The organism is Nocardia sp. JCM 34519.1, assembly GCF_020361265.1.
Lineage (GTDB): Bacteria > Actinomycetota > Actinomycetes > Mycobacteriales > Mycobacteriaceae > Nocardia > Nocardia arthritidis_A.
Genome location: NZ_JAIRBR010000009.1, coordinates 107,081 through 133,370, shown reverse-complemented (window position 1 = coordinate 133,370; position 26,290 = coordinate 107,081). Strand labels below are relative to the sequence as shown.

26 protein-coding genes are annotated in these 26,290 nt (G+C 68.2%); 8 read left to right on the top strand and 18 right to left on the bottom strand.

Features of this window, described 5'->3' with window-relative positions; translation table 11 throughout:
• Window positions 1-73: 73 nt before the first annotated feature.
• Complete coding sequence (locus LGY53_RS22770; protein WP_225728717.1) at window positions 74-1,528, top strand: metallopeptidase; 1,455 nt, start codon at window positions 74-76, stop codon at window positions 1,526-1,528.
• On the opposite strand, the gene LGY53_RS22765 is transcribed toward LGY53_RS22770, so the two are convergent.
• Genes LGY53_RS22765 through LGY53_RS22755 form a run of 3 tightly spaced genes read right to left on the bottom strand, consistent with a single transcriptional unit; the run spans window position 1,529 to window position 5,503 of the window.
• Window positions 1,529-2,374, bottom strand: coding sequence for an alpha/beta hydrolase (locus tag LGY53_RS22765; RefSeq protein WP_225728716.1), 846 nt, complete (start codon window positions 2,372-2,374; stop codon window positions 1,529-1,531).
• A 28-nt stretch (window positions 2,375-2,402) separates the two neighbouring features.
• Window positions 2,403-3,836 (bottom strand): M20/M25/M40 family metallo-hydrolase, encoded by a 1,434-nt coding sequence (locus LGY53_RS22760; protein WP_225728715.1) that lies wholly within the window; start codon window positions 3,834-3,836, stop codon window positions 2,403-2,405.
• Window positions 3,833-5,503, bottom strand: coding sequence for a CocE/NonD family hydrolase (locus LGY53_RS22755; protein ID WP_225728714.1), 1,671 nt, complete (start codon window positions 5,501-5,503; stop codon window positions 3,833-3,835). Before LGY53_RS22755 ends, LGY53_RS22760 begins: the two co-directional genes overlap by 4 nt.
• A 47-nt stretch (window positions 5,504-5,550) precedes the next feature.
• On the opposite strand from LGY53_RS22755, the gene LGY53_RS22750 reads away from it, so the two are divergent.
• The gene (locus LGY53_RS22750; RefSeq protein WP_225728713.1) at window positions 5,551-6,552 is read left to right on the top strand and encodes a DMT family transporter; all 1,002 of its coding nucleotides are present in this window, start codon (window positions 5,551-5,553) and stop codon (window positions 6,550-6,552) included.
• 14 nt (window positions 6,553-6,566) lie between these two features.
• Here LGY53_RS22750 and LGY53_RS22745 read toward each other — a convergent pair whose 3' ends face one another.
• Together LGY53_RS22745 and LGY53_RS22740 are read right to left on the bottom strand one after the other, a co-directional pair.
• On the bottom strand, window positions 6,567-7,673 hold the full coding sequence (locus LGY53_RS22745; protein WP_225728712.1) for a glycosyltransferase: 1,107 nt from the start codon (window positions 7,671-7,673) through the stop codon (window positions 6,567-6,569).
• Window positions 7,673-8,413, bottom strand: coding sequence for a DUF2334 domain-containing protein (locus LGY53_RS22740; protein WP_225728711.1), 741 nt, complete (start codon window positions 8,411-8,413; stop codon window positions 7,673-7,675). The genes LGY53_RS22745 and LGY53_RS22740 overlap by 1 nt, the downstream gene beginning before the upstream one ends.
• A 249-nt stretch (window positions 8,414-8,662) precedes the next feature.
• On the opposite strand from LGY53_RS22740, the gene LGY53_RS22735 reads away from it, so the two are divergent.
• Together LGY53_RS22735 and LGY53_RS22730 are read left to right on the top strand one after the other, a co-directional pair.
• Window positions 8,663-9,121, top strand: coding sequence for a hypothetical protein (locus LGY53_RS22735; protein ID WP_225728710.1), 459 nt, complete (start codon window positions 8,663-8,665; stop codon window positions 9,119-9,121).
• Window positions 9,122-9,167: 46 nt separating this feature from the next.
• Window positions 9,168-9,902, top strand: a complete 735-nt coding sequence (locus tag LGY53_RS22730; protein ID WP_167473749.1) for a DUF4191 domain-containing protein — start codon at window positions 9,168-9,170, stop codon at window positions 9,900-9,902.
• A 100-nt stretch (window positions 9,903-10,002) separates the two neighbouring features.
• On the opposite strand, the gene LGY53_RS22725 is transcribed toward LGY53_RS22730, so the two are convergent.
• Window positions 10,003-10,458 carry an RDD family protein gene (locus tag LGY53_RS22725; protein ID WP_167473750.1) on the bottom strand — a complete coding sequence of 152 codons (456 nt, stop codon included), beginning with the start codon at window positions 10,456-10,458 and terminating at the stop codon, window positions 10,003-10,005.
• Window positions 10,459-10,744: 286 nt separating this feature from the next.
• Here LGY53_RS22725 and glnA point away from each other — a divergent pair, with 286 nt between their 5' ends.
• The 3 genes from glnA to LGY53_RS22710 all read left to right on the top strand — a co-directional run bounded on the left by glnA (window position 10,745) and on the right by LGY53_RS22710 (window position 13,683).
• Window positions 10,745-12,181, top strand: a complete 1,437-nt coding sequence (glnA, locus tag LGY53_RS22720; protein ID WP_167473751.1) for a type I glutamate--ammonia ligase — start codon at window positions 10,745-10,747, stop codon at window positions 12,179-12,181.
• A 129-nt stretch (window positions 12,182-12,310) separates the two neighbouring features.
• A complete protein-coding gene (locus LGY53_RS22715; protein WP_225728709.1) occupies window positions 12,311-12,829 on the top strand; it encodes a hypothetical protein in 519 nt (172 codons plus the stop codon).
• A gap of 281 nt (window positions 12,830-13,110) precedes the next feature.
• Window positions 13,111-13,683 (top strand): hypothetical protein, encoded by a 573-nt coding sequence (locus LGY53_RS22710; protein ID WP_225728708.1) that lies wholly within the window; start codon window positions 13,111-13,113, stop codon window positions 13,681-13,683.
• A 78-nt stretch (window positions 13,684-13,761) separates the two neighbouring features.
• Here LGY53_RS22710 and LGY53_RS22705 read toward each other — a convergent pair whose 3' ends face one another.
• From LGY53_RS22705 to LGY53_RS22695, 3 genes are all read right to left on the bottom strand, one after another.
• On the bottom strand, window positions 13,762-14,388 hold the full coding sequence (locus LGY53_RS22705) for a hypothetical protein (protein ID WP_225728707.1): 627 nt from the start codon (window positions 14,386-14,388) through the stop codon (window positions 13,762-13,764).
• A gap of 47 nt (window positions 14,389-14,435) precedes the next feature.
• Window positions 14,436-14,690: a hypothetical protein gene (locus tag LGY53_RS22700; RefSeq protein ID WP_225728706.1), complete on the bottom strand. Its 255-nt coding sequence runs from the start codon at window positions 14,688-14,690 to the stop codon at window positions 14,436-14,438.
• Window positions 14,691-14,823: 133 nt separating this feature from the next.
• Entirely contained in the window at window positions 14,824-15,345 is a 522-nt protein-coding gene (locus LGY53_RS22695; RefSeq protein WP_225728705.1) for a hypothetical protein, read from the bottom strand.
• A gap of 107 nt (window positions 15,346-15,452) precedes the next feature.
• Between LGY53_RS22695 and LGY53_RS22690 the strand changes: the two genes are divergently transcribed.
• The gene (locus tag LGY53_RS22690; protein WP_225728704.1) at window positions 15,453-16,418 is read left to right on the top strand and encodes a purine nucleoside permease; all 966 of its coding nucleotides are present in this window, start codon (window positions 15,453-15,455) and stop codon (window positions 16,416-16,418) included.
• A 1-nt stretch (window position 16,419) separates the two neighbouring features.
• Here LGY53_RS22690 and LGY53_RS22685 read toward each other — a convergent pair whose 3' ends face one another.
• From LGY53_RS22685 to sucB, 9 genes are all read right to left on the bottom strand, one after another.
• Window positions 16,420-16,923, bottom strand: coding sequence for a GNAT family N-acetyltransferase (locus tag LGY53_RS22685; protein ID WP_225728703.1), 504 nt, complete (start codon window positions 16,921-16,923; stop codon window positions 16,420-16,422).
• A gap of 89 nt (window positions 16,924-17,012) precedes the next feature.
• Window positions 17,013-18,035, bottom strand: coding sequence for a winged helix-turn-helix domain-containing protein (locus LGY53_RS22680; protein WP_225728702.1), 1,023 nt, complete (start codon window positions 18,033-18,035; stop codon window positions 17,013-17,015).
• Window positions 18,036-18,115: 80 nt separating this feature from the next.
• Window positions 18,116-18,487, bottom strand: coding sequence for a hypothetical protein (locus LGY53_RS22675; protein ID WP_167473761.1), 372 nt, complete (start codon window positions 18,485-18,487; stop codon window positions 18,116-18,118).
• An 87-nt stretch (window positions 18,488-18,574) separates the two neighbouring features.
• Window positions 18,575-20,752 (bottom strand): elongation factor G-like protein EF-G2, encoded by a 2,178-nt coding sequence (locus LGY53_RS22670; RefSeq protein WP_225728701.1) that lies wholly within the window; start codon window positions 20,750-20,752, stop codon window positions 18,575-18,577.
• Window positions 20,753-20,974: 222 nt separating this feature from the next.
• Window positions 20,975-21,991 (bottom strand): lipoyl synthase, encoded by a 1,017-nt coding sequence (gene lipA, locus LGY53_RS22665; RefSeq protein WP_225728700.1) that lies wholly within the window; start codon window positions 21,989-21,991, stop codon window positions 20,975-20,977.
• 34 nt (window positions 21,992-22,025) lie between these two features.
• Window positions 22,026-22,748 (bottom strand): lipoyl(octanoyl) transferase LipB, encoded by a 723-nt coding sequence (lipB, locus tag LGY53_RS22660; protein WP_225728699.1) that lies wholly within the window; start codon window positions 22,746-22,748, stop codon window positions 22,026-22,028.
• Between the two features lie 158 nt (window positions 22,749-22,906).
• A complete protein-coding gene (locus tag LGY53_RS22655) occupies window positions 22,907-23,413 on the bottom strand; it encodes a GNAT family N-acetyltransferase (protein ID WP_225728698.1) in 507 nt (168 codons plus the stop codon).
• The gene (locus LGY53_RS22650) at window positions 23,410-24,318 is read right to left on the bottom strand and encodes a TIGR01777 family oxidoreductase (protein ID WP_225728697.1); all 909 of its coding nucleotides are present in this window, start codon (window positions 24,316-24,318) and stop codon (window positions 23,410-23,412) included. The genes LGY53_RS22655 and LGY53_RS22650 overlap by 4 nt, the downstream gene beginning before the upstream one ends.
• A gap of 5 nt (window positions 24,319-24,323) precedes the next feature.
• Complete coding sequence (sucB, locus tag LGY53_RS22645; protein WP_225728696.1) at window positions 24,324-26,090, bottom strand: 2-oxoglutarate dehydrogenase, E2 component, dihydrolipoamide succinyltransferase; 1,767 nt, start codon at window positions 26,088-26,090, stop codon at window positions 24,324-24,326.
• Window positions 26,091-26,290 lie beyond the last annotated feature (200 nt).

The window sequence follows — 26,290 nt, the reverse complement described above, 5'->3', positions numbered from 1 at the left end:
ACAGCCCCGTCGCTATTACGATGAGACGGGCTCGGCGGCAGGTGGTACCGGGCGGACTCGGGGAGGGAATCCGATGACTGGCAAACGGTTGCGTTTCGCGGCGCTCGCGGTGTTGCTCATGGTCACCGCGGCAGCGACGGGCTGCGGGAAAACCGCGACCGTCGGCACCCCGGCGACCCCGTCCAGCGCCGAAAACCCGTGGCAGCTGGCCGCGGGCGCGGCATCGAACGCGGGCGCCAAGGGCCCGAACGGCCCCCGCCCCGGCGTCCCGGACGCCAACCGCACCGCGGAGAACGGCGACGGCGGGCAATACGACAAGCTCTCACTCGACGCGCTCGCCGATCTCGACGAATTCTGGACCACCGAATACGGCAAGAACTTCTCCGGCACGTTCACGCCGGTCACCCGCTACATCTCCTGGGACGCCAACGCGTCCAAGGAGAAATCGGTGACCTTCTGCCGCGCCAACACCTACCACGTGGTGAACGCCGCCTACTGCGACCTCGACCACACCATCGGCTGGGATCGCGGCGTGCTGCTGCCCGCGCTGGTGAAGCGGTACGGCCCGATGTCGGTGGTGATGGTGCTCGCCCACGAATACGGTCACTCGGTGCAGTCGCAGGCCAAACTCAACGGCTACCGCACCCCGACGCTGGTGCTCGAACAGCAGGCGGACTGCTTCGCCGGAGTGTTCATGCGCCAAGTGGCCGAAGGCAAGTCGAAGCATTTCACGTTGAACACCACCGACGGGCTCAATTCCGTACTGGCCACCACGGTCGCGGTGCGCGACAAGGATCCGAACAATCCGAAGAATGTGCACGGTTCGGCGTTCGAGCGGGTCACCGCGCTGCAAATCGGTTGGAACGACGGCGCTCCCGGCTGCAAGAAGATCGACAAGGCCGAGATCACCCAGCGCCGAGGCACTTTGCCGACCACCTTCGAACCGGGCGATCAGGATCAGCAGCTGCCGGTCGACCAGCCGTCGCTGACGCTCACCAGCCAGGCCCTCGCCAAGATCTTCCCGCTGAAAACTCCGCCGCAGTACGACTTTTCGGGTCTGGTGCGCAACTGCCCGCAGGTGACGCCGACGGATCCGGTGTCCTACTGCCCGAATTCGAACAAGATCGGCGTCGATCTGCCGACGCTGGCCAAGCGCGGCGCGTCGATGGTCGACAAGGATCCGCTCGGCGCGACGGTATCCGGCAACTACGCCGCGTTCGTCGTCTTCATCTCCCGCTATGTCCTTGCGGTGGAACAGGATCGGAAGCTGTCGCTGACCGGCGCCGACACCGCGGGCCTGCGCACCGCGTGCCTGTCCGGCGTCGCCACCGCCAAACTCGCCGACCCGAGCAGTGATCCGCGCCTGACCGCGGGCGATCTGGATGCCGCGGTATCCGGGTTGCTCGCCGACGGCGCGGCGGCCGCCGACGTCGACGGTAAGGTCGCCGCCAGCGGTTACGAACGCTTGGAGGCCTTCCGCTCCGGCGTCCTCGACGGCGAATCCGCCTGCCTCAGCAAGTACAAATAGTCACAGGTGGGCCTGTAGCCAGGCGACCACATCGCCGAGCACCTTGTCCTGTTCGGGTTCGTTGAAGACCTCGTGATAGAGGCCCTCGTACCGGATGACGGTGAGATCCTTTGCGGCGGCGCCACGTTCGATCATATCGGTGCTCGACGGCGCGGCCAGCGCGTCGGCGGTGCCGTGCAGCACGAGCAGCGGCACCGTCAGCCGGTTCAGCCGCTGCTTGACCGTCGCCGTGGCATTGAGGATTTCGGTCGCGGTGCGGGCGGGCAGCGGGCCGCGGTAGACCAGTGGATCGCTGTCGTATGCCCGGACGACGGCGGGGTCCCGGCTGATCATCGACGAATCCAGGGTCAGCACACCGAGATTCGGGGTGAGGCGGCTCAGCACCGGAGCGAACAGGCGCTGCACCGGATTGCCGACCGGGATATCCAGCGGCGGCGCGGAGAGCACGATGCCCGCCACATCGATCGGTGCGCGGGTGGCCAGATACAGGATGACGAGGCTGCCCATCGAATGCCCGACGAGAAACCTCGGCACGCCGGGATGTTCGCGCCGGGCGATATCGAGCATGGCCGCGACATTGTCGGCGGCGCCGTCCATGGAACCGATATTGGCCTTACCGCCCGCCGACTTGCCGTGGCCGATGTGATCGAGCGCGTAGGTCGCGAAACCCGCGTCGGCGAAACGCTTTCCGACGTGCGCGTAGCGGCCGGAATGTTCGGCGACGCCGTGTACGAGCACGATGGCGGCCGTTACCTCGGTATCCGGCAGCCAAGCGCGCCAGGCGACGCGGCTGCCTTTGCCGTCGAAATCGCCGGTGCGTTCGCTTGCCCTCGGCTCGGTTGTCATGGCGCTCCTGCATCTGGAGTCATGGCGGTCAGTCCTGGTGCACGGTCACCGAATCGTGCGCCAGCCGGTCGATGAGCCGCCGGTTGAATTCGATGAGTCGAGCGTAGTTGACCAGCGAGATCCGCTCGTCGGTTCCGTGGATCGTCGCCAGGTCGGCGGCGGTGAGCACGATGGGGGCGAAATTGCAGCGGGTCTCGGCCAGGTCGTCGTAGTACCGGGAATCGGTCGCGCCGGGGACGATGCCGGTGGTCACCGCGATGCCCGGGACGATGGCGGTGGTCAGCTCCGCGATCATCCCGAAGGACGGACCCGGCCCGGTGCGGCGCGACGGCTCGGACGACATGCCGACCAGATCGAGTTCGACGCCGGGATCGCGCACCACCCTGCGGCAGTGCTCCAGCACCCCGGCCACCGAATCCCCGGGCAGGATACGGAAATTCACCAGCGCCTCGGCATGCTGGGGCAGCACGTTCGACTGCACGCCGCCGCGGATGACGGTCGGCGCGGTGGTGGTGCGCACCAGCGCTTCGGTCTGCGGCCGCGCCGCGAGCACCCGGGTGACCAGCGGCCCCGCGTAATCGGCGAAGCGCATCAGCTTGCGGCGGGCCTCCGGCATGTGGTCGCGCAACCGCAGCAGCATGTCCGTGACCACCGGCGTCATCCGCAGCGGCATCGGATGATCCTGGACGCGGGCGACGGCCCTGGCGATCCGGCCGACCGCGGTCTGCCCGCCCGGCATCGACGAATGCCCGCCCACCGCCGAAACACGCAATCGGACTGTGGCATAACCCTTCTCGCCCACCATGATGCCGGCGACCGGGATATCGATACCGTCGGCGATGCCCTCGGTGATCACCCCGCCCTCGTCGAGCAGGAGGTCGGCGCGCACGCCTTCGGCCCGCAGGTGCGCGGCCATCGCGGCCGCGCCCGTACCGCCGAACGCCTCCTCGTCGTGCCCGAAGGCGAGGTAGACGGTCTGCCGCGGCCGCACCCCGGCGGCCAGCGCGGCCTCCACCGCCTCCAGGATCGCGAGCACCCGGCTCTTGTCATCGATCGCGCCACGGCCCCAAACGAATTCGTCGTCGACGACGCCCGCGAACGGGGGATGGGTCCAGCCGTCGCGATCATCGGCGGGCACCACGTCGAGGTGCGCCAGCAGAATGGCCGAGACACCCGGCTCGGCGCCCGCCCAGCGATACAGTCTGCTGTGGCCGAACATGCGCAACTCGAGCTCGGTGTGCACCCGCGGATAGGACCGCTCCAGATGCGCACCGAGCCGGACGAATTCACGCTGTGATTCCGGAGATGCGTCGGCTTGCGCCAGGTTCGCGCTGAGAGGGGCGGACTCGTGCTGTGGTCCAGCAGACGCAGCCTGCGCGCTGACCCCCTGTTCAGCCGAGACAGTGGCGCAGCGCAGCGCGGCGGCCAGGCGCTCGGCTACCTCGCGGTCGGCAGGGTTCATCGGTCGCCGGTACGGCTCGGCAGATTCATCGGCACCACTGCATTGTTCACCAGCGCAGGATCGATCGGGATCGTCTTCTCGGCGCGCCATTTCGTGATGCCCTCGCCGATCCCGCCCGGCAGGTCGCCGTGCCGGTAGGCGGACAGCAGCGGCAGTTCCGCCGTCGCCGCGGTGACGGTGACCCGCGCGTTGGTCGCCGCGTGCGCCCACTGATCGTCGGCGACATCGGTGATCCGGATGCCGATCCGGTGCCCGGCGGCAATCGGCCAATCCTGGGCGAGTAGGCGGATCTGCGGCTTACCGTCGCCGACGGGTGCGATGCCGCGGGTGATGACGGTGGCGGTGCCCGCCGGATCGATGTCGTACACCTCGGCCGTAATGCTCGCCGCCGCAGGGCCGTTCACCTGCGCCGACACCGAAGGCGCGCCCGCGATGTGCTGCTGCTCGGCCAAAGGTTCGGAGATGGACCAGATTTCGCGGTCCGGCCCGGGGATCAGGCCGCGGTCGGTGTACTCACCGGTGCGCAGCGTGATCGGAACGCGCTGGGAATCCGCGGGCGGCCAGGCCGTTTCGGAGCGCCACGAGCCGTCGAAGGCGCCGACGGTGATGCGCGGGCCCGGCACCGTCACATCCCGGCCCGCCACATGTTTGTCGAAGAAGGCGAGCACCTCGCCGTCGAAATTCGGTGTGCCGCATTTATCGTGGCAGTCGCGGTGGCCCCATTCGCCGAACCAGGCCTTGTGGTCGCCCGGCCCCATCGCGTTCCAGGCGTCGAACTGGCGGTTGGCCCTGGTGTTGGGATCGACGAAGCCCTGAACCAGGAAGGTCGGAATCGTGTTGCCGCGCAAGTCGTTCAACAGGTTGCGCTGCTGCCAGAACGAGGTGTCGGCGTTGTGATCGGCGATGCTCTGCGCGTAGCGCGCGTAGCAGTCGCGCGGGCGGCCGATGGCATTGGCCCGGTATTCGGGGAGGTCATCGGGGCGCGGCGGGGTGGAAGCGATAAGCAGATGTTCGTATCCGGCCCAGTCGCCGGGGCGAATTCCGCTCTCCGTCACCGGTTTTCCGCCGAACTTCCACGCGATGCCCTGCATGTACAGGTAGGAGTTGGGGTCGACGACCGCACCGGCGGCCACCACCGCCGCCAAACCCCTTGGCTTGGCGGCCAATCCGAGCATGCCGGTCCATGCCTCGTAGGAGGTGCCCGCGAGCCCGACCTTGCCGGTGGACCACGGCTGATCTGCGGCCCACTCCACCGCGGTCTTCACATCCAGCCGCTCGCTGGGGCCGCCGTAGTCCGGGCAGCCGGTGGAGCCGCCGAAGCCGCCGAGATCGACGATCACATAGGTGTAGCCGGCGTTCAGGAACATCTCGACATTGAGGTTGTCCACCGACGGGCCGCCCTCGGGCCGCGGCACGCTCAGATACATCAGGTGCGCGCGGTACGGGCTCACCGTCATGATCACCGGTGTCTTGGCGTCGTCGGGAATGCCCGCCGGACGCAGGATGTCGGCGTGCAGCCGGGTGCCGTCAGGCGCGTCGAAGAAGGCCTGCTTCCACTGGTAGGGCACCTTTACCGGATCCGCGGCGGCGGTGGCCGGGACGGTCGCACCGAGTACGAGCAACAGCCCGAGCAGCACGCGCGACAAGACGGTTCGATCGATCACCATAGGACCTTCGAGTTTGCCTCGGACCCGGTCCAGCCCCCAGAACCGGGGTGGGTTCGGGGGTATCCGTTGCCGACTCGCCGATCTTCGGCCACCCCGCGTTCACCCGGCCCGGCAAACATGGCGGTATGCCGCATGCCGTCGGGGCGCCCGGCCTCGAAAACGTCGACCTGCGTGCGGTACCCGCGATCGGGCTCGCGCTGCTGGCCGCACTGCTGTTCGCGGTGTCGGCCGCGCTGCAGCAGGGTGCCGCCCGTCAGGCCGCCGCCGACGCCGGGCAGGCGCGTTGGCTGACCGTCGCCGCCATCATCCGCAGGCTGATCGCCGACCGCCGGTGGCTGATCGGGCAGGGTGCGCTGGTCGCCGGGTTCGCGCTGCACGCGGCCGCACTGCGGCTCGGCGCGATCTCCGTGGTGCAGGCACTGCTGGTGGTGCAGCTGCTGTTCGCGCTGCCGCTGGCCGCGGCCCGGCGGCGACGCGGGCTGCTGTTGCGGGACTGGGCGGGCACCGTACTCGTCTGCGCCGGGCTGATCCTGCTGGTGAGTCAGGGCGTACCGGAGCATTCGCAGGTGCGGACCGAGCTGTTGCCGAGGGCCGCGCTCGTCGTCGTATTCGCCATCGGCGGGCTGGTGCTGCTCGGCAGGCCCGCCCGGTCGACCCAACTGCGGTCGGCGATGTTCGCGATCGCGGCGGGTTGCTGCTTCGCCAGCACCGCGGTGCTGGTCGTCGTCGCGACGAACGCACTGCCGCATCCCAGTTGGGCGCTGCTCGGCATCCCCGTCACCACCACCCTCGGCGGACTGCTCACCCAAGAGGCGTACGCCCGCGGTTCGCTACCCACCGCACTCACCGCCATGACCATCACCGACCCGGTGCTCAGCTACACGGCGGGCGCAACGCTTTTCACCGTCGCGGTCCATCCGCAACCGCTCTGGCTGGCCGGTGCGGCGCTACCTGTGCTCGCGGGCATCGCGCTGCTGGCGAATTCGCCGACGCTACACGACGAACGCGAGCCGACACCGGAACCCGTTGTCCCAGTAGCGGTTTCCTAGCGGCGCGAAGCCGATCACGCGGTGCGCGACGGGCTCTCGTAATCCGCGTACAACGCCAACATCCCCGCGACGGTCGCCGACCACGGAAACCGCTCGGCCGCCGTCCGCGCCGCGATACGGCGTTGCGGCGCAGGCACTTCCAACAGCTCCCGAACCCCTGCCGCCAGCCCGCGCGGTGAACCGTCCGAGACGACACCCGATCCCGGCGCCCCGACGAGTTCACCGGCCGCCCCGGCCTCCGGCACGACGACCGGTGTCCCGCAGGCCAGCGCCTCCAGCACGGCGAGTCCGAAAGTTTCTGCGGGGGAGGGGAATACCGCGATATCGGCGTCGGCCACCAGGGCCGCCATGGTGGCGCGATCGGTGAGATGCCCGCGGAAGTCGACCGGTAGCCCGGCGGCCAGGCGCTCCATGCGCGGACGCAGCGGACCGTCGCCGATGACGGTCAGCCGACAGTGGATTCCGGCCGCCCGCAGCTCGCGAACCGCCTCGATGGCGCGTTCGGCCCGCTTCTCCCGCGACAGCCTGCTCACCAGCACCAGCCGCACCACATCGGCGGCGGAATCGCTTTCGGTGGGCCGGAAGGTGGTCAGGTCGACGCCGAGCGGGATGCGCCGGACGTTGGTCGCGCCGATCCTGTCGAATTCGGCGGTGGCGAAATTCGAGGTCACCACCACCTTTTCGGCGCGGACGCAGAGTCGGCGGTTGGCCAGGTCGGCGGCGGCGGCGAGCGGGAAGCCGCGCGGCACCCTGGAACGCAGTATGGCGTCGATGCGCTCGTGCGAGAACAGCACCAGCGGCACCCCGGTGCGGCGGGCCCATGGCGCGAGCCATCGGACGCTGAGTTTATCGCTGCATTCGAGGACGTCCGGGTAGAGCCGGTCCAGCACGACGCGGGTGCGGCGCGCGGTCAGCACGTGGTATCCGGCGGCCCCGAATTTGGGGCTGCGCACCGTGATTCGGCGTCCGGCCGGGGTCTGTTCGTCGGAGTCGGCGGGCCCCGGCACCACCAGCACCCGCTCGTGACCGGCGACCGTGTAACCGCGCCCGATCTCGTCGACGCAGGTGCGTAGCCCGCCGGAAGCGGGGGTGTAGAAGTTGGCCAGTTGGACGATGCGCACTAGCCGACCGCCGATCCGACCAGATCGGCATAGGTGCTCGCCTGCGCGCCCGCCGTGAGTGCCGCGTCCACGGCTCGCAGCGTAGTCTCCCGCAGCCCCGGACGGGTGAGGTCGTCGGGATGCAGGGCAAGCCGCACCAGCCCGCCACGGACCGCGGTGCGGCGCGCGAACCGCTCGAACAAGTCGGCGCCGAGCCGCTCGGACCAGCCGCCGCCGGGGCGGTGCGAGAGCGCGAAGCCGCGGTGCAGCCGCCCGGTGCGCAGCTCCTTCGCGCCGAAGTGATTGGTGGTGTGGGTGAATCCGGCATCGCGCAGCGCGCGCTCCGCCGCGGGCGATGCCAACCAGCCCGGCGGGGTGAAACCCGTTGTGGACAGCCCGAATTCGGACATGACCGCGGTGGCCGCGCGCAGCTTCGCCGCCGCGGTCGCGGCATCGAGCGCCGCGAATTCGGCCGCACCTCGCGCGACGGCCCGGCCGACGGCGCGGCGGGCCAGCGGACCCTCCGGTCCGGCGCGGTGGATCCAGCCGTGCACCATGAGCTCGTCGCCGCCCGCCCGCCGCTCCCGGAGGAACGCCGCGTAATCCGGATGGTCGGCGAGCCGCTCGCCGCGCCACGGACCCGGGATCACCAGCAGCGACACCGGAATGCCGAAGGCATCCGCGTCGGCGCACCAGCGCGCCGTCTGCGCCGCACTCGCCGGTGCGACGTCATGGATGCTCACCACCAACCGCGCACACACGCCCGGAAGGTAACACCGCCCGGTAGCCGCAACTTGAACACCAAGGTGGTGTCGTTTGAAGATCATCGTTCGCGTCCACCCGATTACCGGACCTTCGCGCTCGCCGAATTTCAATTGCCGCAGTGGCCGCCAATTGCCCGTATCGGCGGCGAGAAGTTCATGCGAATCTGCTATGGACGAAGGTGAACGGGGTAGGCGGGCAAGGGAATTCGAGTAGTGTCCCAGGCGGCGCGGCGTATGATCGGGCCAATGCGAGTTCCCGGGGGAAATATGAGTGAGCCGGTGACCGCGGACTGGGACGGGTTCGTGCGAGCACTGGCGCGCTGTTTGAACGAACTACCCAGCCGGGCGACCCTGATCATCGCGGCGCCCGGCAATCGCTATGTGCAATTCGTGCAGTACGACATCAAACTTTCCGCCGAACTCACCGGCAATCAGTATCTGGCTCGGCCGATTTCGGAAGACGCCGCCAAGGCGCTGCGCGATTACGGTTGGACCGAGCCCGCGGTGGATAATTGGACCCGCACCCTTTTCTGGCCGATTTCCGGCAAAGGCATGCTCGCGTTCGCCCGTTCGGTGGCATACGGCCTGCACGACGCGCTCGGCGTGCGCACCCCGGCCGAACTGCGCGCCATGGGCTGGACCGAGGCATCCGGTGATCTGGATCTCACCGTGCTCGGACCCATCGCCCGGCGCGGACTGAACTGACCTGCCGCCGCTCGGCGGTTTCGCGCCGCTCACTAAGCTGGACGGTATGGCAGCAGGTAAGCCCACCAAGGAAGCGAAGGCCGCGGCGAAAGCGGCCCGCAAGCAGCAGTCGAAGGAACGCCGTCAGCAGCTGTGGCAAGCGTTCCAGATGCAGCGCAAGGAAGATAAGCTGCTGCTGCCGCTGATGATCGGCGCGCTGGTGGGCAGCATCGTGGTGTTCCTGGTGCTCGGCCTGATCTTCGGGCTGTCCTGGTTCCTGGTGCCGGTGGGTGTGCTGCTCGGCGTGCTGCTCGCGTTCATCATCTTCGGCCGCCGGGTGCAGAAGAATGTGTATGCCAAGGCGGAGGGTCAGGCGGGCGCCGCCGCATGGGTGTTGGACAACCTGCAGGGCAAGTGGCGGGTGAGCAACGGTATCGCCGCGACGACGCAGCTTGACGCGGTGCACCGGGTGATCGGCCTGCCCGGCGTCATCCTGGTCGCCGAGGGCGCCCCGCAGCGGGTGAAATCCCTGCTGGCACAGGAGAAGAAGCGGACGGCGCGGCTGGTCGGCGACACCCCGATCTACGACATCATCATCGGCAACGAGGAGGGCCAGGTTCCGCTCAAGGACCTGCAACGGCACCTGACCAAGCTGCCACGCAATATCGACGCCAAGCGGATCGACCTCATCGAAGGCCGTCTCGCCGCGCTCAACTCGCGCACCGGCCCGGCGCTGCCGAAGGGTCCGATGCCGACGGGCGCGAAGATGCGCGGCGTGCAGCGCACCATCCGCCGTCGCTGATCGGCGAAACTGTCAAGGCCCGTATCCCGCTTGGGGATACGGGCCTTCGCGCTATTCGGCCGAGGTGATTTCAGCGGGCGTGATTTCAGCGGGGGCGATTTCAGCGGGCGCGGACCAGTGCGGTGCCGGTGGCCCTGTCGTGCATGCCACGCCCGTCGGCATCGGTGAACAGCGCGGGCACCACGAACACCAGCAGCGCCTGGCGGGCCAGCGCGCGCACCAGGCCGACACCCACCGGCGCATCGATCCGGATGGTCCGCAGCCGCAGGAAGTACTGGCCCGGCGTGTAACCGAACAGCGTCACCGCGCCGACGCCGATCACGAACCACACCAGCAGCGTCAGGCTGGAGGTCGAGCCGCCGCGCACGAACAGAGCGGAAATGCCGAGCGCGATAAGCCAATCCACGAGCAGCGCGACCACCCGGCGACCCAGCCCGACCAGCGAACCGGCGCCCTCGCGCGGGAGGCCGAGCAGTTCACCCGGATAGTCGGAGGTCGGCGAATCACCGGATTCCGCGGAAGGTCCGGAAAGCCAGGAGCCGGTCGTACGTCCCATACCTTCAGGATAGGGGAGCGTCGCGCGCCGGAAATCCGGCCCGGCGCGGGCGGCCGGGGTGCGACACACATCGAGCAACTACCCAGTGCCTGTTGCCCGTTCATAGCCGGGTGGCAGGATCTAGCATGCTGTTCGCTCCGGGCGGGCAAACCCGCCCGATCAGCCGCACGTGTAACACTGGCGAAACACGGTCTTGACTACTGGGAAACTTCGCGTCCATAGCGTCAGGTCGCGACGTGCCCATGCAATCGACACTCGCTGGGAACCGATCCGTTAAGGAGAACAAGTGACGTTCAGCACGGCCGACGAGGTCATCAAATACATCAAAGAAGAGGAGGTCGAATACGTCGACATCCGCTTCAGCGATCTTCCGGGTGTGCAGCAGCACTTCTCGATCCCGGCCAAGGCGTTCACCGCTGACCTCGCCGAAGAAGGACTAGCCTTCGACGGCTCCTCCGTTCGTGGTTTCCAGTCCATCGACGAGTCGGACATGCTGTTGCTGCCCGACTACGGCACCGCCCGCATCGACCCGTTCCGCGCGGCGAAGACGCTGAACCTCAACTTCTTCGTGCACGACCCGTTCACTCGCGAGGCCTACAGCCGCGACCCGCGTAACGTCGCGCGCAAGGCGGAGGAGTACCTGAAGAGCACCGGCATCGCCGACACCGCGTACTTCGGGCCCGAGGCGGAGTTCTACATCTTCGACTCGATCCGCTACGACTCGGCCATGAACGGCGCCTTCTACGAGATCGAATCGATCTCCGGCTCCTGGAACACCGGCGCCGAATTCAACCCGGACGGCACGCTGAACCGCGGCTACAAGGTTCGTAACAAGGGCGGCTACTTCCCGGTCGCGCCGTACGACCACTACGTCGACCTGCGCGACAAGATCTCCACCAACCTGCAGAACGCCGGTTTCGAACTGGAGCGCGGCCACCACGAGGTCGGCACCGCCGGCCAGGCCGAGATCAACTACCGGTTCAACACCCTGCTGTCCGCCGCCGACGACCTGCAGCTGTTCAAGTACATCGTCAAGAACACCGCATGGGCCGAGGGCAAGACCGTCACCTTCATGCCGAAGCCGCTGTTCGGTGACAACGGCTCGGGTATGCACGTGCACCAGTCGCTGTGGAAGGACGGCAAGCCGCTGTTCCACGACGAGGCCGGCTACGGCGGTCTTTCGGATCTGGCGCGCTGGTACATCGGCGGCATCCTGCATCACGCGCCGTCGCTGCTGGCGTTCACCAACCCGACCGTGAACTCCTACCACCGCCTGGTGCCCGGCTACGAGGCCCCGATCAACCTGGTGTACTCGCAGCGCAACCGCTCCGCGGCCGTGCGCATCCCGGTCACCGGCAACAACCCGAAGGCCAAGCGCATCGAGTTCCGCGCGCCGGACTCCTCGGGCAACCCGTACCTGGCGTTCGCCGCCATGATGATGGCGGGCCTGGACGGCATCAAGAAGAAGATCGAGCCGGCCGCCCCGGTCGACAAGGACCTCTACGAGCTGCCGCCCGAGGAGGCCAAGAACATCCCGCAGGCGCCCACCAGCCTGTCGTCCGTCATCGACCGGCTCGAGCAGGACCACGACTACCTCACCGAGGGTGGCGTCTTCACCGACGACCTGATCGAAACCTGGATCCAGCTCAAGCGCGACAACGAGATCGCCCCGGTGAACCTCCGCCCGCACCCGTACGAGTTCGAACTCTACTTCGACGTGTAAGTCGTTGTAGCACAAGGCGTTACGTCCAAAGGCCCTCCCGCAACGGCGCGGGAGGGCCTTTTCTGTCAGGTGCCGCTGCTTCGAATATGTGCTGGCGGGTTGGGCCGCAGAGCGAAAGACTCAGCTGCTGTGGATATGGGGATCTCTGGTTTCGAGCCGTCCTGCCTGGTCGGGGTCGAGGCGGTTCGGCAGGCGCACTGGCCACGTCTGGCGATGCTCACCGGTAGGGCGCTGACGGGGTTCGCCTTGGTGCGCTTCATCGAGGACGGGGACTGGTACGCCGAATGCCCGGTGGTGTTGGACTTCGACGGCGTCCAGGTGGAGATCTGCCATACGAAGTTCGACGAACTCTCGATCGGCTGGGACACGATCGATACTGCGGTGGCCATTACCGGATGGGAATGGTTCGAGCTCACGCCCGAGTGGTCACACCGCGATGAACGCCTCGAATCATTTGTCGGTCAAGAACTGCGAGAAGTCGCGTTGCTCGAGTGGCGGCCGAAAGACTACGACCTGGCAGCTGGAACCGTGGCGGTGGAGTTCGCCTTCGCCGGAGGCTGTCTACGGATCGTCAACGGTCTCGACGAGAACCGTATCGAGGTCGGGGCGCCCCACCCGGATTACATCCGACACCAGCTGGGGCGCTGAGCTCTATCGCTCTGTCGAATGCTGCTCGATCTCAATTCACGCCGAACTGCACCATCAGATAGCGTGGTCGCTCCGAGGGCTGCCGGATTCTCAGGGGCGAGCCGAATTCGTTGTGGCTCGGTAATATTCACTTGCTGAGCAGCTTCTCTTGCGAAGGCGCGCGATCGCGGCTTCTGGGTCAGAACCACAACGGTGGCAAAAACATCGGCACGGGAGGGTTGCGCCGGGCGATGGGCTTCGGATCCGAATAGGATTGTGGGAGCAATCTCGGGGAGGGTGCTGTGGTGCGGTTCTTGCGGCCGTATACGATCGATCTGGACGGGGTGCGATGCGTTGGGGCCTATGGGGGTGAGTTCGCGGATGTGGTTGCGGACGAGGTGGGGGAGTTGTTCGGTCCGCTGGACGGGGTGCTGCGCGAACGTGGTTCGGCGCTGACCGGGCGGGATGTGTTGCGGCAGTTGCTCTGTGGTGAACCCAAGCGGGATGAGCTCGGGCCTTGCTATGGATATGCGTTGCATCTGCTCTGCGAGTACGGCGGATGTGCGCTGTCCGGTTGGGCGGTGCGGGCGGGGTGGTCGGATGCGGTGCGGGACGGGTTGGCCGCTGTGGGAGTGGATTTCGATCCCATGTGTTTGGTCGGCTCGGGTGCTCCGGTCGAACTGCCGCCCTATGATGGGTCGCCGCGGATCGGATCGCTTACTTGCGGCGAAATCGCCGCGTTGTCAAACGAATTCGCTGGTTTGCGGTCGGCGCGCTTGCGCGACCGGCAGATTGCCGAAGCGGTGGACGAACTGATCGATTGGTTGCAGATCTGCCTCGATCGGGATCTCGATCTGATGTGTTTTCTACTGTAGGACTGATCGAAACCGGCTCCGGCGCAACGGTTCGAGGCGGGTCTCTACCCGACCGCGCACTCGGCGTGACTGTGGCTCTCAATCGACCGGCTCCCAAACGAGTTCGGCGTATCCGTCCCATCGGTCGGTGCTCCAAGCCCAGATCAGGTCCGCTACCGTCAGCGGGTCATGCACCGTCGCGCCGACATGTTCGTCGTCACGAACCTCCAGGCGGTAGTCGTCGGGTGCGTTGCGATAGGTCTGGATGAACGAGTCGGTCCCGGCTCTGTCGACGGTCAGGAACGGCGCCGGCGCCAGTTCGGCCAAGCGCGGCAACCAGTTCCGCAATCGGCGGTGCGTCAGCGTCGAGAACGTTCTGACACCGCCGAGGCTCACTCGCACGTCACGCCGCATCTCCACCGGACCGAGCGTGCTGTCCCCGGCGTCGTACAGCAGAAACGCGGTATCCGCGAGCAATTCCTCCAGCGTCGCCAACATTCGCCACCCCGCGTGGTCCGGCACCGCTACCCGCAGACAATCCCCGATGATCTCGAACATCGCTCGCGCGTTCCACACCGGGATCGCGGTATTCCAGTCGCACACCCCGGCCGCGATCGGCGTGAGCGCAGGGTCTTCCGCCTGGCCTCGCTGCGAATCGATATGTGCGGCAACGTCATCCGCCGTGGCCGCGACCCCCGGCGGCAACACCGCGAACTCGTAGCCCATACAACCAACCTAACTGGTGTCGAGCGCGCCCCGGCTCGGTTCGGAGTTTATCCGCGCCGACCCACTTCACCGCCCGCCTCGGGGTCTCCCGCCTTCAGACCGGCTATTTGATTGTCCAGCCCGACGTCGCCGAGGTCCTTGCCACCCGCGACGGTGTCGAATACATCGGGCTCGAGTCCGGTCAGCAGCTTGTCCGGGTACGCCTTCACGGCAAATCCCAGATCGCCGAAAAGACCTCTGGCCCACTCGATACATTCGTCGAGTTCGGTCAGGCGCTGGCCGCAGGCCGATTTCGGCACCACGAAACAAGCGGCATAAAGCCGAGACGACGAATATGAATGACAAATTCGATAAGACCATTGCGGCCCAAGATCATTCGCCCATAGCGTACCAGGGATCCGGCCACCGCCGCCGTCGGTATCGACGCAGCAGTGGTCACCGCGCGGGCGATGTGCCACCCCGCCGCGCACCCGCGACCGCGAAGCCGAGCAGAACCACACCGGCGGCGACGCCCGTCCACGACGGCCCGGTCGACAGCACCGCTGACAGTCCGGCCCCAGCGATCGCGACCACGATCAAACTCCAAGCGAGCCAACGGAACAGCGGCGCGCCGAAGGTCGCGGCGAACGGCAGGAAATGCACACCGACCACGAAAACCACCCACGGCACGGTGAGGTCGGCCCGATGGAAACCACGCGCCAGAACCTGCGCGCCGACCACGATGGCAAGCACCTCTATGGCCACGGCCAGCCAGTAGATCCGCAGCGCGCGACGATCCGGTCGCCGGGCGTCGTCGGCGGGCCGACGCATGATGTACCAGATCGCCGCGCCGAATCCGGCGACGCCGAGCACCCGGGCCACCGCGACAACCGCGCCGCCGAGCGGCCCGGCATTGAGAACGACGAAGATCAGCCCCGCGATCGCGCCGATCAACGAGCCGGTACGCCTGCTACCCATCGGCTAATTGAACACCGAGACACGCGGACCGGCACCCCGGCAGACCGGGTGATAAATACAGCCCATACGGTATGCGTATTACCTATTTTTCGACGGCAGGAGGATCGATGGTGGCCAGGACGTTCGCGGGGGTGGCGGCGGTGGTGCTGCTCGGCCTCGGGGCGGGCGGGTGTTCCGCGCATTCCGGTGACGATCGGATCCCGGTGCGGGCGATGGTCATCACCATGTTCGATCCGGAGGCGAAGCCGTGGGTGGAGCGGCAGCAGTGGACGCACGAAATCCAGGTGGCGGGTGTGCGGACGCCGGTGCGCTGCAACGATTCCGGCCTGTGTCTGATGGTCACCGATATGGGCAAGGTGAATGCCGGGTTGTCGACCGAGGCCGTGCTCGCGAGCCCGAAGCTGAACCTCGACAAGGCGTACTTCATCACCGCGGGCGTGGCGGGCACCCCGCCGGCGGCGGGCACGCTCGGCTTCGGCGCCTGGGCGCACTGGGTGGTGGATGTCGATTTGGGGCATCACGTGCTGGTGCAGGACGATCCGAGCATCCCGAACGGGTATCTCCCGCACGCCAAACCGAGCACCCAGGTCTACGAGTTGAACGGCGCGCTGGTCGACGCGGTGTACCGCAACACCAAGGATGTCGCACTGGCCGAAAGTCAGGAAGCGACCGCGGCACGGGCCGCGTACCCGGGGCTCACCGAGATGAAACCCTATGTCGCGCAATGCGATACGGCGACCGGTGACAACTTCTACTCTGGCGCGCAGTCCTCGGCGCAGGCCGCCTACATCGTCGGGCTGCACACCGGCGGCAAGGGCAAGTACTGCACCACCCAGATGGAGGACAACGGCACGGCCGCCGCGCTGGCCCGCGCGGGCAAACTGGACCGGTATGTGAACCTGCGCACCGCAAGCAATTTCGACCAGCCCCCGCCGGGACGCACGGTGGCTCAGGCGATGGCCGATGTCGAATCCGGCGGCTTCTCACCGGGTTTCCCGCTGGCCATCGAGAACGCCTACCGGCTCGGCCTGGCGGCGGCGGACTACCTGACCAAACACCCGGATCTCAACTGAGTCACACCGCGCGCAGATACCAGTCGACGCGGCCGTCATCGTCCTCGGTGGTGTGGCTGAAGGCGAATCCGGCGCGCCGGGCCACGCCCGCCGAGGCGACATTCTCCGGATCCACCCGGATCACCGCGCATTTCGCGAGTTCCGATTCGGCCAGGAAGCGGCAGACGAGTTCGACGGCACGGGTGGCATAGCCCCGCTTACGCCAGTCGGGGTACACGCCGTACGCCAGATTCGCTTGTCCAACAGCGAGATACGGCTGCCTGGTGTGCGCGTCGATGGTGCCCGCGAGCGTGCCGCTCACCGCGTCGACGATCGCGAAGGTGCGGCTGGCCCCATTGTTGCGCCACCGTAGCTCGCATCGATCGAAGTGCGCCACAACGGATTCCAACGTGCCCCGGCCGCCGTTGAGCCAGTGCGCCAACTCGTCGTCCTCACCGGCGAGATGCGCCTCGGCGTCCGCGATCACGATGGGCCGCAGCGTGACAACCCCGTCCGACACAACCACTCGCCCATCGTCGCGAGTCGTCCGACGGGTCCGCAAGCCCTTTATCCCGGTGGCCTCGCGGGCAGACGGGCGCCCCCCGCGAGCGCCCGTCAAGCGATCCGCACTCCGGTGTCGAGATCGCCGTCGAGGAGTGCGGCGCCGAGGGTGGTGAGCTGGTGCCGCACCGAATTGCGGTGCCGTGTGCTCTCGATCAAGCCCGCATCGCGCAGGATCGAGGCATGCTCGCTGGCGGTCGCCGGCGAGATGGCCAGTTGCCCGGCCAATTGCGTGGTGGTGCAGCCGTCGGCGATGGCCTGGAGCGCGGCGGCGCGGGTGCGGCCGAGCAGCGCGGTGAGCGCCTCGTTGGGCGGCCGGGGACCCCACGCGGTCGCGAGATCGCCGATATCGCGCAGCACCGGAACGAGCAGGGTGTACGGCCCGTCGGTTTCGATGCTCGACCGCAGCAGCAGCGGCTCGGGCCAGACGAAAAGCGAAGGGACGACGACCAATCCGCGGCCATTCGGCCGTATGTCGTGGCAGCCGCGCAGCCGCATCACCTCCAGCACCGGCGTATGCCACCGCACATGCGGCCGCAGCGCGGCGAACAGCCCGTGCACACCTTCGGTCGCCATGACGCGGGCCATCCGGTCCGCCGCCGACTCCAGATACGACTGCACGTGCGCCCAGCGCCCGCCGAACGCCACCTCGTGGAATGCCTCCACCGCGGTCGCGAGCTCGCGCAGCGCGGCACCGTCGGCGTCCGGCAGCTTGGCGGTCCAGCCGGGCAGCGGCCTGTCCCCGGACGCGGCCAAACGGCCTACCGTGCAACCGATTTCGCGCCGCAGCTCCTCCCTGGACACCAGCCGCAGCGCTTCCAGCCCCTCCGGCAGCGAGCGCGCGCCGCGGGTCGGGGTGATCAAATCGACGAACTCGTTGATATTCGGTACCAGATCGGCGAGCATCCCGAAATCGCACGGGATTTCGCGCAGCACCGTGCTGCGCCATCCGTCGAATATGGCCAGGCGGGCCCGCCGCAGCATCCGCGAAGCGAGCATGGTTTCACCGAGCGCGCCGAGCGGCGCGCCGACGCGCACCCGCAGCAGATCCTCCGAGGTCAGCACGACCCGCTTCATAACGGCCCCTGAGGAGTGTCCATAGGGGCAGCCTACGAACCGGTACGCCCGCCGCGCACCCTCTTTCGGCCACGGCCGAATCAGATGTTGCTGGGGAATACCGTGATCGAGGTAGCGGCGAACCGGATGCGCTGTCCCGGCCGCAGTTCGGGCATATCCTCGACGGGATCGACCACCGCGAGCCCGGGTTCGAGGTCCACCGCGAAAACATCCTCGTCGACGCTCGCCACCACGCCGCTGACCACCACGGCACCGTTCACGCCGGCGATGCCCGACCACTCCGGCTCGGCGGGCAGCCACCGTGCGACACCGTCGATATCGACCTCGATGTCGTACTCCCGGCCGGGTTCGGCGGGATCGTCACCCTGCCATACCGCGGGCCACTCCCGCCCGCGCTCGCCGAGCAGCGCCGTGGAACCGGCCGCCGCGCCTTTCGCCACGAATACCCGCATGAGCAAGCAACTTTCGCTCCGACAGTCCGGATGAGCAGGGGCGTACGACATCTCCGCCCCGCGCTCGACCATACTCGCAGGCCCGGGTCAGGTGTTGGCTTTGGTCTGTTCGCGCAGCGTCTCGGCGAGCTGGGGCGGCATCGATTCGTGCCGCAGATAGGCGCGGGTGAAGCGGCCGGTGCCGTGCGAGAGCGAGCGCAGATCTATTGCGTAGCGGGCGAGTTCGAGTTCGGGCACCTCGGCGCGAACCGTGGTGCGGCCGGTCCCGGATGGTTCGGTGCCGACGACGCGGCCGCGGCGCCCGGACAGATCGCTCATCACCGGGCCGAGATAGTCGTCCGAAACCTCGACGCTCACCTCGGCTATCGGCTCCAGCAGGCTGATCCGGGTAGCGGCGGCGGCCTCGCGCAGTGCGAGCGCACCCGCCATCTGGAAGGCCGCGTCGGAGGAGTCGACCGAATGCGCCTTCCCGTCGTAGAGCGTTATCCTGATGTCCACCAACGGATTTCCGGCGACCAGTCCGCGCGCGGCCTGCGCCCGCACACCCTTCTCCACCGACGGTATGAACTGCCGGGGCACCGCGCCGCCGACCACCTTGTCCACGAATTCGATACCGGATCCGCCGGGCAGCGGCTCCACCTCGATCTCGCAGATGGCGTACTGCCCGTGCCCGCCGGACTGTTTGACGTGCCGCCCGCGCCCGGTGGCCTTGCCCGCGAACGTCTCCCGCAGCGCCACCCGATGTTCCACCAGGTCCACCTGCACGCCGTAGCGGGTGCGCAGCCGCTCCAGCGCGACGTCGCGATGCGCCTCGCCGAGGCACCACAGCACGATCTGATGGGTTTGGCTGTTCTGCTCCAGCCGTATGGTCGGATCCTCGGCGACGAGCCTGGTCAGGCTCTGGGACAGCTTGTCCTCATCGGCCTTGCTGTGCGCGTGCACCGCGACCGGCAGCAGCGGATCCGGCATGGTCCACGGCTCGATCAGCAGCGGGGTCGCCTTCGCGGAGACGGTGTCACCGGTCTCTGCGTGCCCGAGTTTGGTGACGTAGGCGATATCGCCCGCGATGGCCTGGCCGAGCGGCCGCTGCTGCTTGCCGAACGGCGCGCTGACCGCGCCGACGCGCTCGTCGATATCGTGATCGGCCTCCGGACGGTCCGTGCCGTGTCCGCACACGTGCACCGTCTCATCGGGGTGCAGCGTGCCGGAGAAGACACGGACCAACGACACTCTGCCGACGTACGGATCCGACATGGTCCGGATCACCTCCGCCGCAAGGGGTCCGGCCGGATCGCAGGTGAGGGGTGTGGTCGCGCCGCCGTCGATGGTGTGCGCCGACGGTGCGGGATGTTCTGTGGGCGTTGGGAATCCGCCGACGATCAGCTCCAGCAGTTCGACCGTGCCGAGGCCGTGCCGTGCGCCCTCCGGCGCGGGCGCCGCGATGAGCAGCGGGTGGAAGCTGCCCCGGGCGACGGCCCGCTCCAGATCGGAAATCAATGTGGCCGTATCGATTTCGTCGCCGCCGAGGTAGCGCTCCATGAGCGTCTCGTCCTCGCTCTCGGCGATGATGCCCTCGATGAGGCGGTCGCGCGCGCCGTCGGCGTCGATGCCGTCGATGAGTTTGCGTTCGCCGGAGGAGTAGTCGACGGTCCGTTGCCCGAGCAGATCGATCAGTCCGGTGACGGTGCGGCTCTTCCCCTCGTAGATCGGAAGATGCAGCGGCAGCATACTTTCCGGGGAATCGGCGCCGAGTATGGTGCGGCAGGTCTGCACGACCTGGTCGAATTCGTCCTGCGCGGCGTCGAGGTGGGTGAGCACGATCGCCCGCGGCATACCGAGGTGCGCGCACTCCTGCCACAGCACATGCGTTGCGCCGCCGACGGTTTCGGTGGCCTCGGCGGCGTTCACCACGAACAGCGCCGCATCCGCCGCGCGCAGTCCGGCCCGCAGTTCGCCGACGAAATCGGCGTAGCCGGGGGTATCCAACAGGTTGATCTTGATGCCGTCCCACAGCAGCGGGACCACCGAGAGCTGCACCGAGCGATGCTGGCGGTGCTCGATCTCGTCGTAGTCGGACAGCGATGTGCCGTCCTCGACGCGGCCCGCCCTGTTCAGCGCGCCCGTGGTCAGCGCAAGCGCCTCGACCAGCGTCGTCTTACCGGATCCGCTCGGGCCGACCAGGACAACATTGCGGATGGCCTCCGGCCGCTCCGCCGCCATCGCCTTGCCGTTCACCTCTGCGGGTGCACTCGTCTTCTCGACCATGGTGGTTCCGCTCCCGCTGTGTCGATTGGCGGTGCGCGCGACGGCCAGCGTGGTTTACGCTTCGCCGCCTCCTGACCCGTCGTTCACACCGCAAACACCTGCTGTACTTCGAGCTTCCCACCAACGTTCACCCGGCGCACACGCTTCGCTCGAGATCGTTCCCCGCCCATGGCGCGCCTCGGGCCCCCGCATCCGATGCGAGGGCCCGACCGACGTGAAAATTCAGTTGCCGAAGCGGGCGAGTACCGCGCTGGCTTCCTGCGCCGCGGTGCCCTCCTCGGCGAGATGTGCCATGGTTTCCGGGATTTCGCGGCCGTGATGGCGCATCGCCTGCGCGTAGAGGCGTCCGGCGCGGTACGACGAACGGACCAGCGGTCCGGCCATCACACCGGCGAAACCGATCTCCTCGGCCACCTTCGAATGCGCGACGAACTCCTCCGGCTTCACCCAGCGATCCACCGGGTGGTGCCGCGGCGACGGCCGCAGGTACTGGGTGATGGTGAGGATGTCGCAGCCCGCCTCGTGCAGGTCGCGCATCGCCTGGGTCACCTCGTCGGGGGTCTCGCCCATGCCGAGGATCAGATTGGACTTGGTCACCAGTCCGGCCGCGCGCGCCGCGGTGAGCACCGACAGCGAACGCTCGTAGCGGAAGGCGGGCCGGATCCGCTTGAAGATGCGCGGCACCGTTTCCAGATTGTGCGCCAACACCTCCGGACGCGCGCCGAACACCTCGGCCAGCTGCGCGGGATCGGCGTTGAAATCCGGGATGAGCAGTTCGACGCCGGTGTTCGGGTTGAGTTTCTTGATGGCGCGCACGGTTTCGGCGTACAGCCAGGCGCCGCCGTCGGGGAGATCGTCGCGGGCGACGCCGGTGATGGTGGAGTAGCGCAGGCCCATCGCCTGCACGCTCTCGGCGACCCGGCGCGGCTCGTCGCGGTCCAGCGCGGCGGGCTTACCGGTATCGATCTGGCAGAAGTCGCAGCGCCGCGTGCACTGCTCGCCGCCGATCAGGAACGTCGCCTCGCGGTCCTCCCAGCATTCGAAGATGTTGGGACAGCCCGCCTCCTCGCACACCGTGTGCAGGCCCTCGCGTTTGACCAGGCCCTTGAGTTCGGAGTACTCGGGTCCCATGGTCGCGCGGGTGCGAATCCAGTTGGGTTTGCGCTCGATCGGGGTCTCCGCGTTGCGCGCCTCGATACGCAGAAGCTTGCGTCCTGCCGGTGCTGAAGCTGAGGTCACTTAGTCGACCTTACGCCTAGCTGATCGCTTGCTGTCAGCGTGTCCTTGCCGGTGTGACGTGCGAGATATCGTGTGCGGTAACCGGAAGTTCGCCCTCCAGCGCGCGGACGATCGCGGCGGCCACCGGCCGCTTCACCTCGGCCACCGTCACCTCGCGGCCGAGTTCGCGCGACAGCGTGGTGACACCGGCGTCGCGGATACCGCACGGCACGATCGCCTGGAAGCCGTCCATCGCGGAATTGCAGTTCAGCGAGATGCCGTGCAGGGCGACGCCGCGCTGCACCCGCACGCCGATGGCGGCGATCTTGCGCTCGGAGTAGAGCTCGGTGGCCGGTAGCCACACGCCGGACCGGCCCTCGACCCGGCCGCACACCACGCCCATCTCGGTGCAGACGGTGATCAGCGCCTCTTCGAGCCTGCGCACGTAATTCACCACGTCGACGGGTTCGGCCAGGCGCACGATCGGATAGCCGACCAGCTGCCCGGGCCCGTGCCAGGTGATCTTGCCGCCGCGGTCGACCTGGATGACGGGGCTGCCGTCGATCGGCATGTCCTCCGCCTCGGTGCGCCTGCCCGCGGTGTAGACGCTGGGGTGCTCGAGCAGCAGCAGATGGTCGCTGCCCAGCCCGTCGGCACGCTGTCCGGCGATCTCGCGCTGCAGGTCCCATGCGGCGTAATAGTCGATCAGTCCGAGATCCTCGACCACGACGGGGGTGCTGTCGAAGCGAGCGGACCAAGTGGTGCGCGAGTCGTTCACGGGATCGACGGTACGCTGAGGTCTTTACGATATTCCACTGGCCGGGTGTGTGGAGTGCCACACGGTTGCCGGGTTTACCGGATAGGCGACCGGAAATGTCCAGGTGGAAGTATTTCGCGGACAATTCCTACCGGTTCGAACCGGTTGCGCGGCAATACTTATCGGACCTCGACCGGAATGGTCAGTTGCATCAGCGTCAGATCCAGCCAGCGGTCGAACTTGCGGCCCACCTCCGGGAACCGGCCGATGGTGACGAAGCCGAAACGCTCGTGCAACGCGATCGACGCGCTGTTGGTCGACTCGATCCCGGCGATCACCGCGTGCACGTCACCGGCTCGGCGCGCCCGGTCGAGCAATTCGGTGAGCAGCAGCGTCGCCACCCCGCGCCGCTGGAACCGCTCGTCGACGTACACCGAATTCTCCACCGTGTACCGGTAGCCGACCTTCGGCCGCCACGGACCGTAACTCGCGTAACCCGCCAACTCGCCATCGATTTCGGTGACGAGCACCGGCTGCCCCGCCGCGGTCCGGTTCGCGAACCAGGCCTCCCGGTCGGCGATGCCGACCTGCTCGATATCCCAAATCGCCGCCGAGGTGGCGATATTCGCGTTGTGGATCGCGAGAATCGCCGGTAGGTCGGCGGTGGTCGCGTCGCGCACCTTCATCGTGGATCTCCGCTTCGGCCCAGCGTCGCCGCCAGCGCGGCGCCGATGGTCGGGTGATGGAACTGATAGCCCGCCTCTTCGAGGGCGGTCGGAATCGCCCTGGGGCCGTGCAGAATCGCCTCCTCCGCGAATTCACCGACCAGGGCGCGCAGGGCGAAGGCGGGTACGACGAACGGGGTCGGGCGATGCAGCACGCGGCCGAGGGCGCGGGTGAACTCGGCATTGGTCACCGGCGCCGGGCCGACCGAATTGATCGGTCCCGCAATGGTTTCGGTATCGAGTGCGAAGAGGATCGCACCGATCTCGTCGTCCAGCGAGATCCAGGGCGTGTATTGGCGCCCGTCACCGAGCCTGCCGCCGAGGCCGAGCGAATACAGCGGCCGCAGCATGCCGAGCATGCCGCCGCCGCCCGCGAGCACCACCGCACTGCGCAGCAGCACCGTTCGCACGCCCGCGTCGGCGGCGGGCCGGGTGGCCGCCTCCCAGTCCTGGCACAGCGTCGCGAGGAAACCCGTTCCGGCGGAAGCGGATTCGTCGACCACCCGGTCACCGGTGGCGCCGCCGTAGTAGTGCACGCCGCTGGCGTTCACCAGCACCGGCACCCCGGCGGCGGCCACCGCGTTGGCCAAGACGTCGGTCGGGGTGATGCGGCTGTCCCGCAGCTCCTGTTTGAAGCTGCCGTTCCAGCGGCGTCGCCCGAGTCCGGCGCCGCACAGATTGACCGCCGCGTCCGCCCCGCGCAGCGCCCGCTCGTCCAGCTCGGCCCGCGCGGGATCCCAGCGGAATTCGTCGGGGGCCGCGGTGGGACGGCGCACCAGACGGGCCACCTCGTGCCCGTCGCGGCGCAGTGCCGCGACGAGCGCCGTCCCGATCAGGCCGGACGAGCCGGCGATCACGACCTTCATTCGGCTTACAGACCGAGGTCGGCCTCGAACGCCGCTTCCTCGAGCCGGTGCCGGATGGTGGTCAGGAAGCGACCGGCATCCGCACCGTCGATGAGGCGGTGATCGTAGGTGAGCGGCAGGTAGCACATCGAGCGGACGCCGATGGATTCGTTACCGGTCTCGTCGGTCACCACCACCGGGCGCTTGACGATCGCGCCCGTGCCGAGCATGCCCGCCTGCGGCGGCATCAGGATCGGGGTGTCGAACAGCGCGCCCTGGCTGCCGATATTGGTGATGGTGAAGGTGCCGCCGGCCAACTCGTCCGGCTTCAGGCCGCCGTTGCGGGCCCGGTTGGCGATATCGGCGATGGCACGGGCCAGACCGGCCAGCGACAGGTCGCTGGCGTTGTGGATGACCGGGGAGATCAGGCCCTGCTCGGTGTCGACGGCGATGCCGAGGTGCACCTTCGCGTGGTAGGTGATCTCCTTGGTGTCCTGGTTGTAGCTGGCGTTCACGTTCGGGTGCACGCCGAGCGCCTCGACGACGGCCTTGGCGAAGAACGGCAGGAACGTCAGGTTGACGCCCTCGCGCTCCTTGAACGCCGCCTTGGCCTGCGCGCGCAGGTGCGCGATCTTGGTGACATCGGCCTCGTGCACCTGGGTGAGCTGCGCGGTGGTCTGCAGCGATTCCAGGGTCTTGGTCGCGGTGATCTGCCGGATGCGGCTGGCCTTCTGGACCGTGCCGATCAGCTGCGCGAGCTGCGGGCGTTGGGCGGCGGACGCGGCGGCCGGAGCCTTGGCGGCGGGGGCGGGTGCCGGTGCGGCGGCAGCGGCTGGTGCCTTCTTGGCCTCGGCGGCGGCGAGCACGTCCTGCTTGCGGATGCGGCCGCCGACGCCGGAGCCGCTGACCGACGCCAGGTCGACACCGTTCTCCTCGGCCAGCTTGCGCACCAGCGGGGTGACATACGGGGTCGCACCGTTGCCGGACGGCGCTGCGGCCGGAGCGGGTGCGGTCGCGGCCGGAGCGGGCGCGGGGGCCGGTGCGGGTGCGGCGGCGGCCGGTGCGGGCGCAGGTGCCGGAGCAGGTGCGGGGGCCGGGGCCGGTGCGGGGGTCGGAGCGGCCGGTGCCGGGGCAGGAGCAGCCGGGGCCGGAGCCGCGGCGGCCGGTGCGCCGGAGCCGATCACGCCGAGCTGACCGCCGACGGCGACCACATCGTCTTCCTGCGCGGTGATCTCCAGCAGGGTGCCCGCGACCGGCGACGGGATCTCGGTGTCGACCTTGTCGGTGGAGACCTCGAGCAGCGGCTCGTCGACGGCCACCTGATCACCGACGGCCTTGAGCCAGCGGGTGACGGTGCCCTCGGTCACCGACTCGCCGAGCTCGGGCATCTTCACCGAGGTGCCGGAGGCGGGGGCGGCGGGGGCGGCTGCCGGGGCGGGCTCGGGCGCCGGGGCCTGAGCGGCCGGTGCGGGCGCGGGCTCCGACGCGGCGGGCGCCGGGGCGGGGGCGGGCGCGGCCTCGGGGGCTGGCGCGGGCGACGCGGCGGGGGCTTCGTCCGCACCGCTGATCACACCCAGTTCGCCGCCGACCTCGACGGTGTCGTCCTCCTTGGCGACGATCTTCGACAGCACGCCCGCCGCGGGGGACGGGATCTCGGTGTCGACCTTGTCGGTGGAGACCTCGAGCAGGGGCTCGTCGACCTCGACCGTGTCTCCTTCCTGCTTCAGCCACCTGGTCACCGTTCCCTCGGTGACGCTCTCACCAAGAGCCGGCATCTGGACGGAGAAGGCCATGTCCGTTGACTCCTCTGACTGCTCGACGGGTTCTACAACAGTTGATCTCTGGCGGACACCGCACCGCGGTTTGCGGCGGGAGCCCGGAAGCCGCCGATCATTCTGCGCGGCACCGGAGATCCGTGTGGTTCTTGTACCGCGACCATCCTTGCACTCGTCCGGGTGCGGTGTAGCACAGGGCGGGGGAGAGTCGGCAGCTG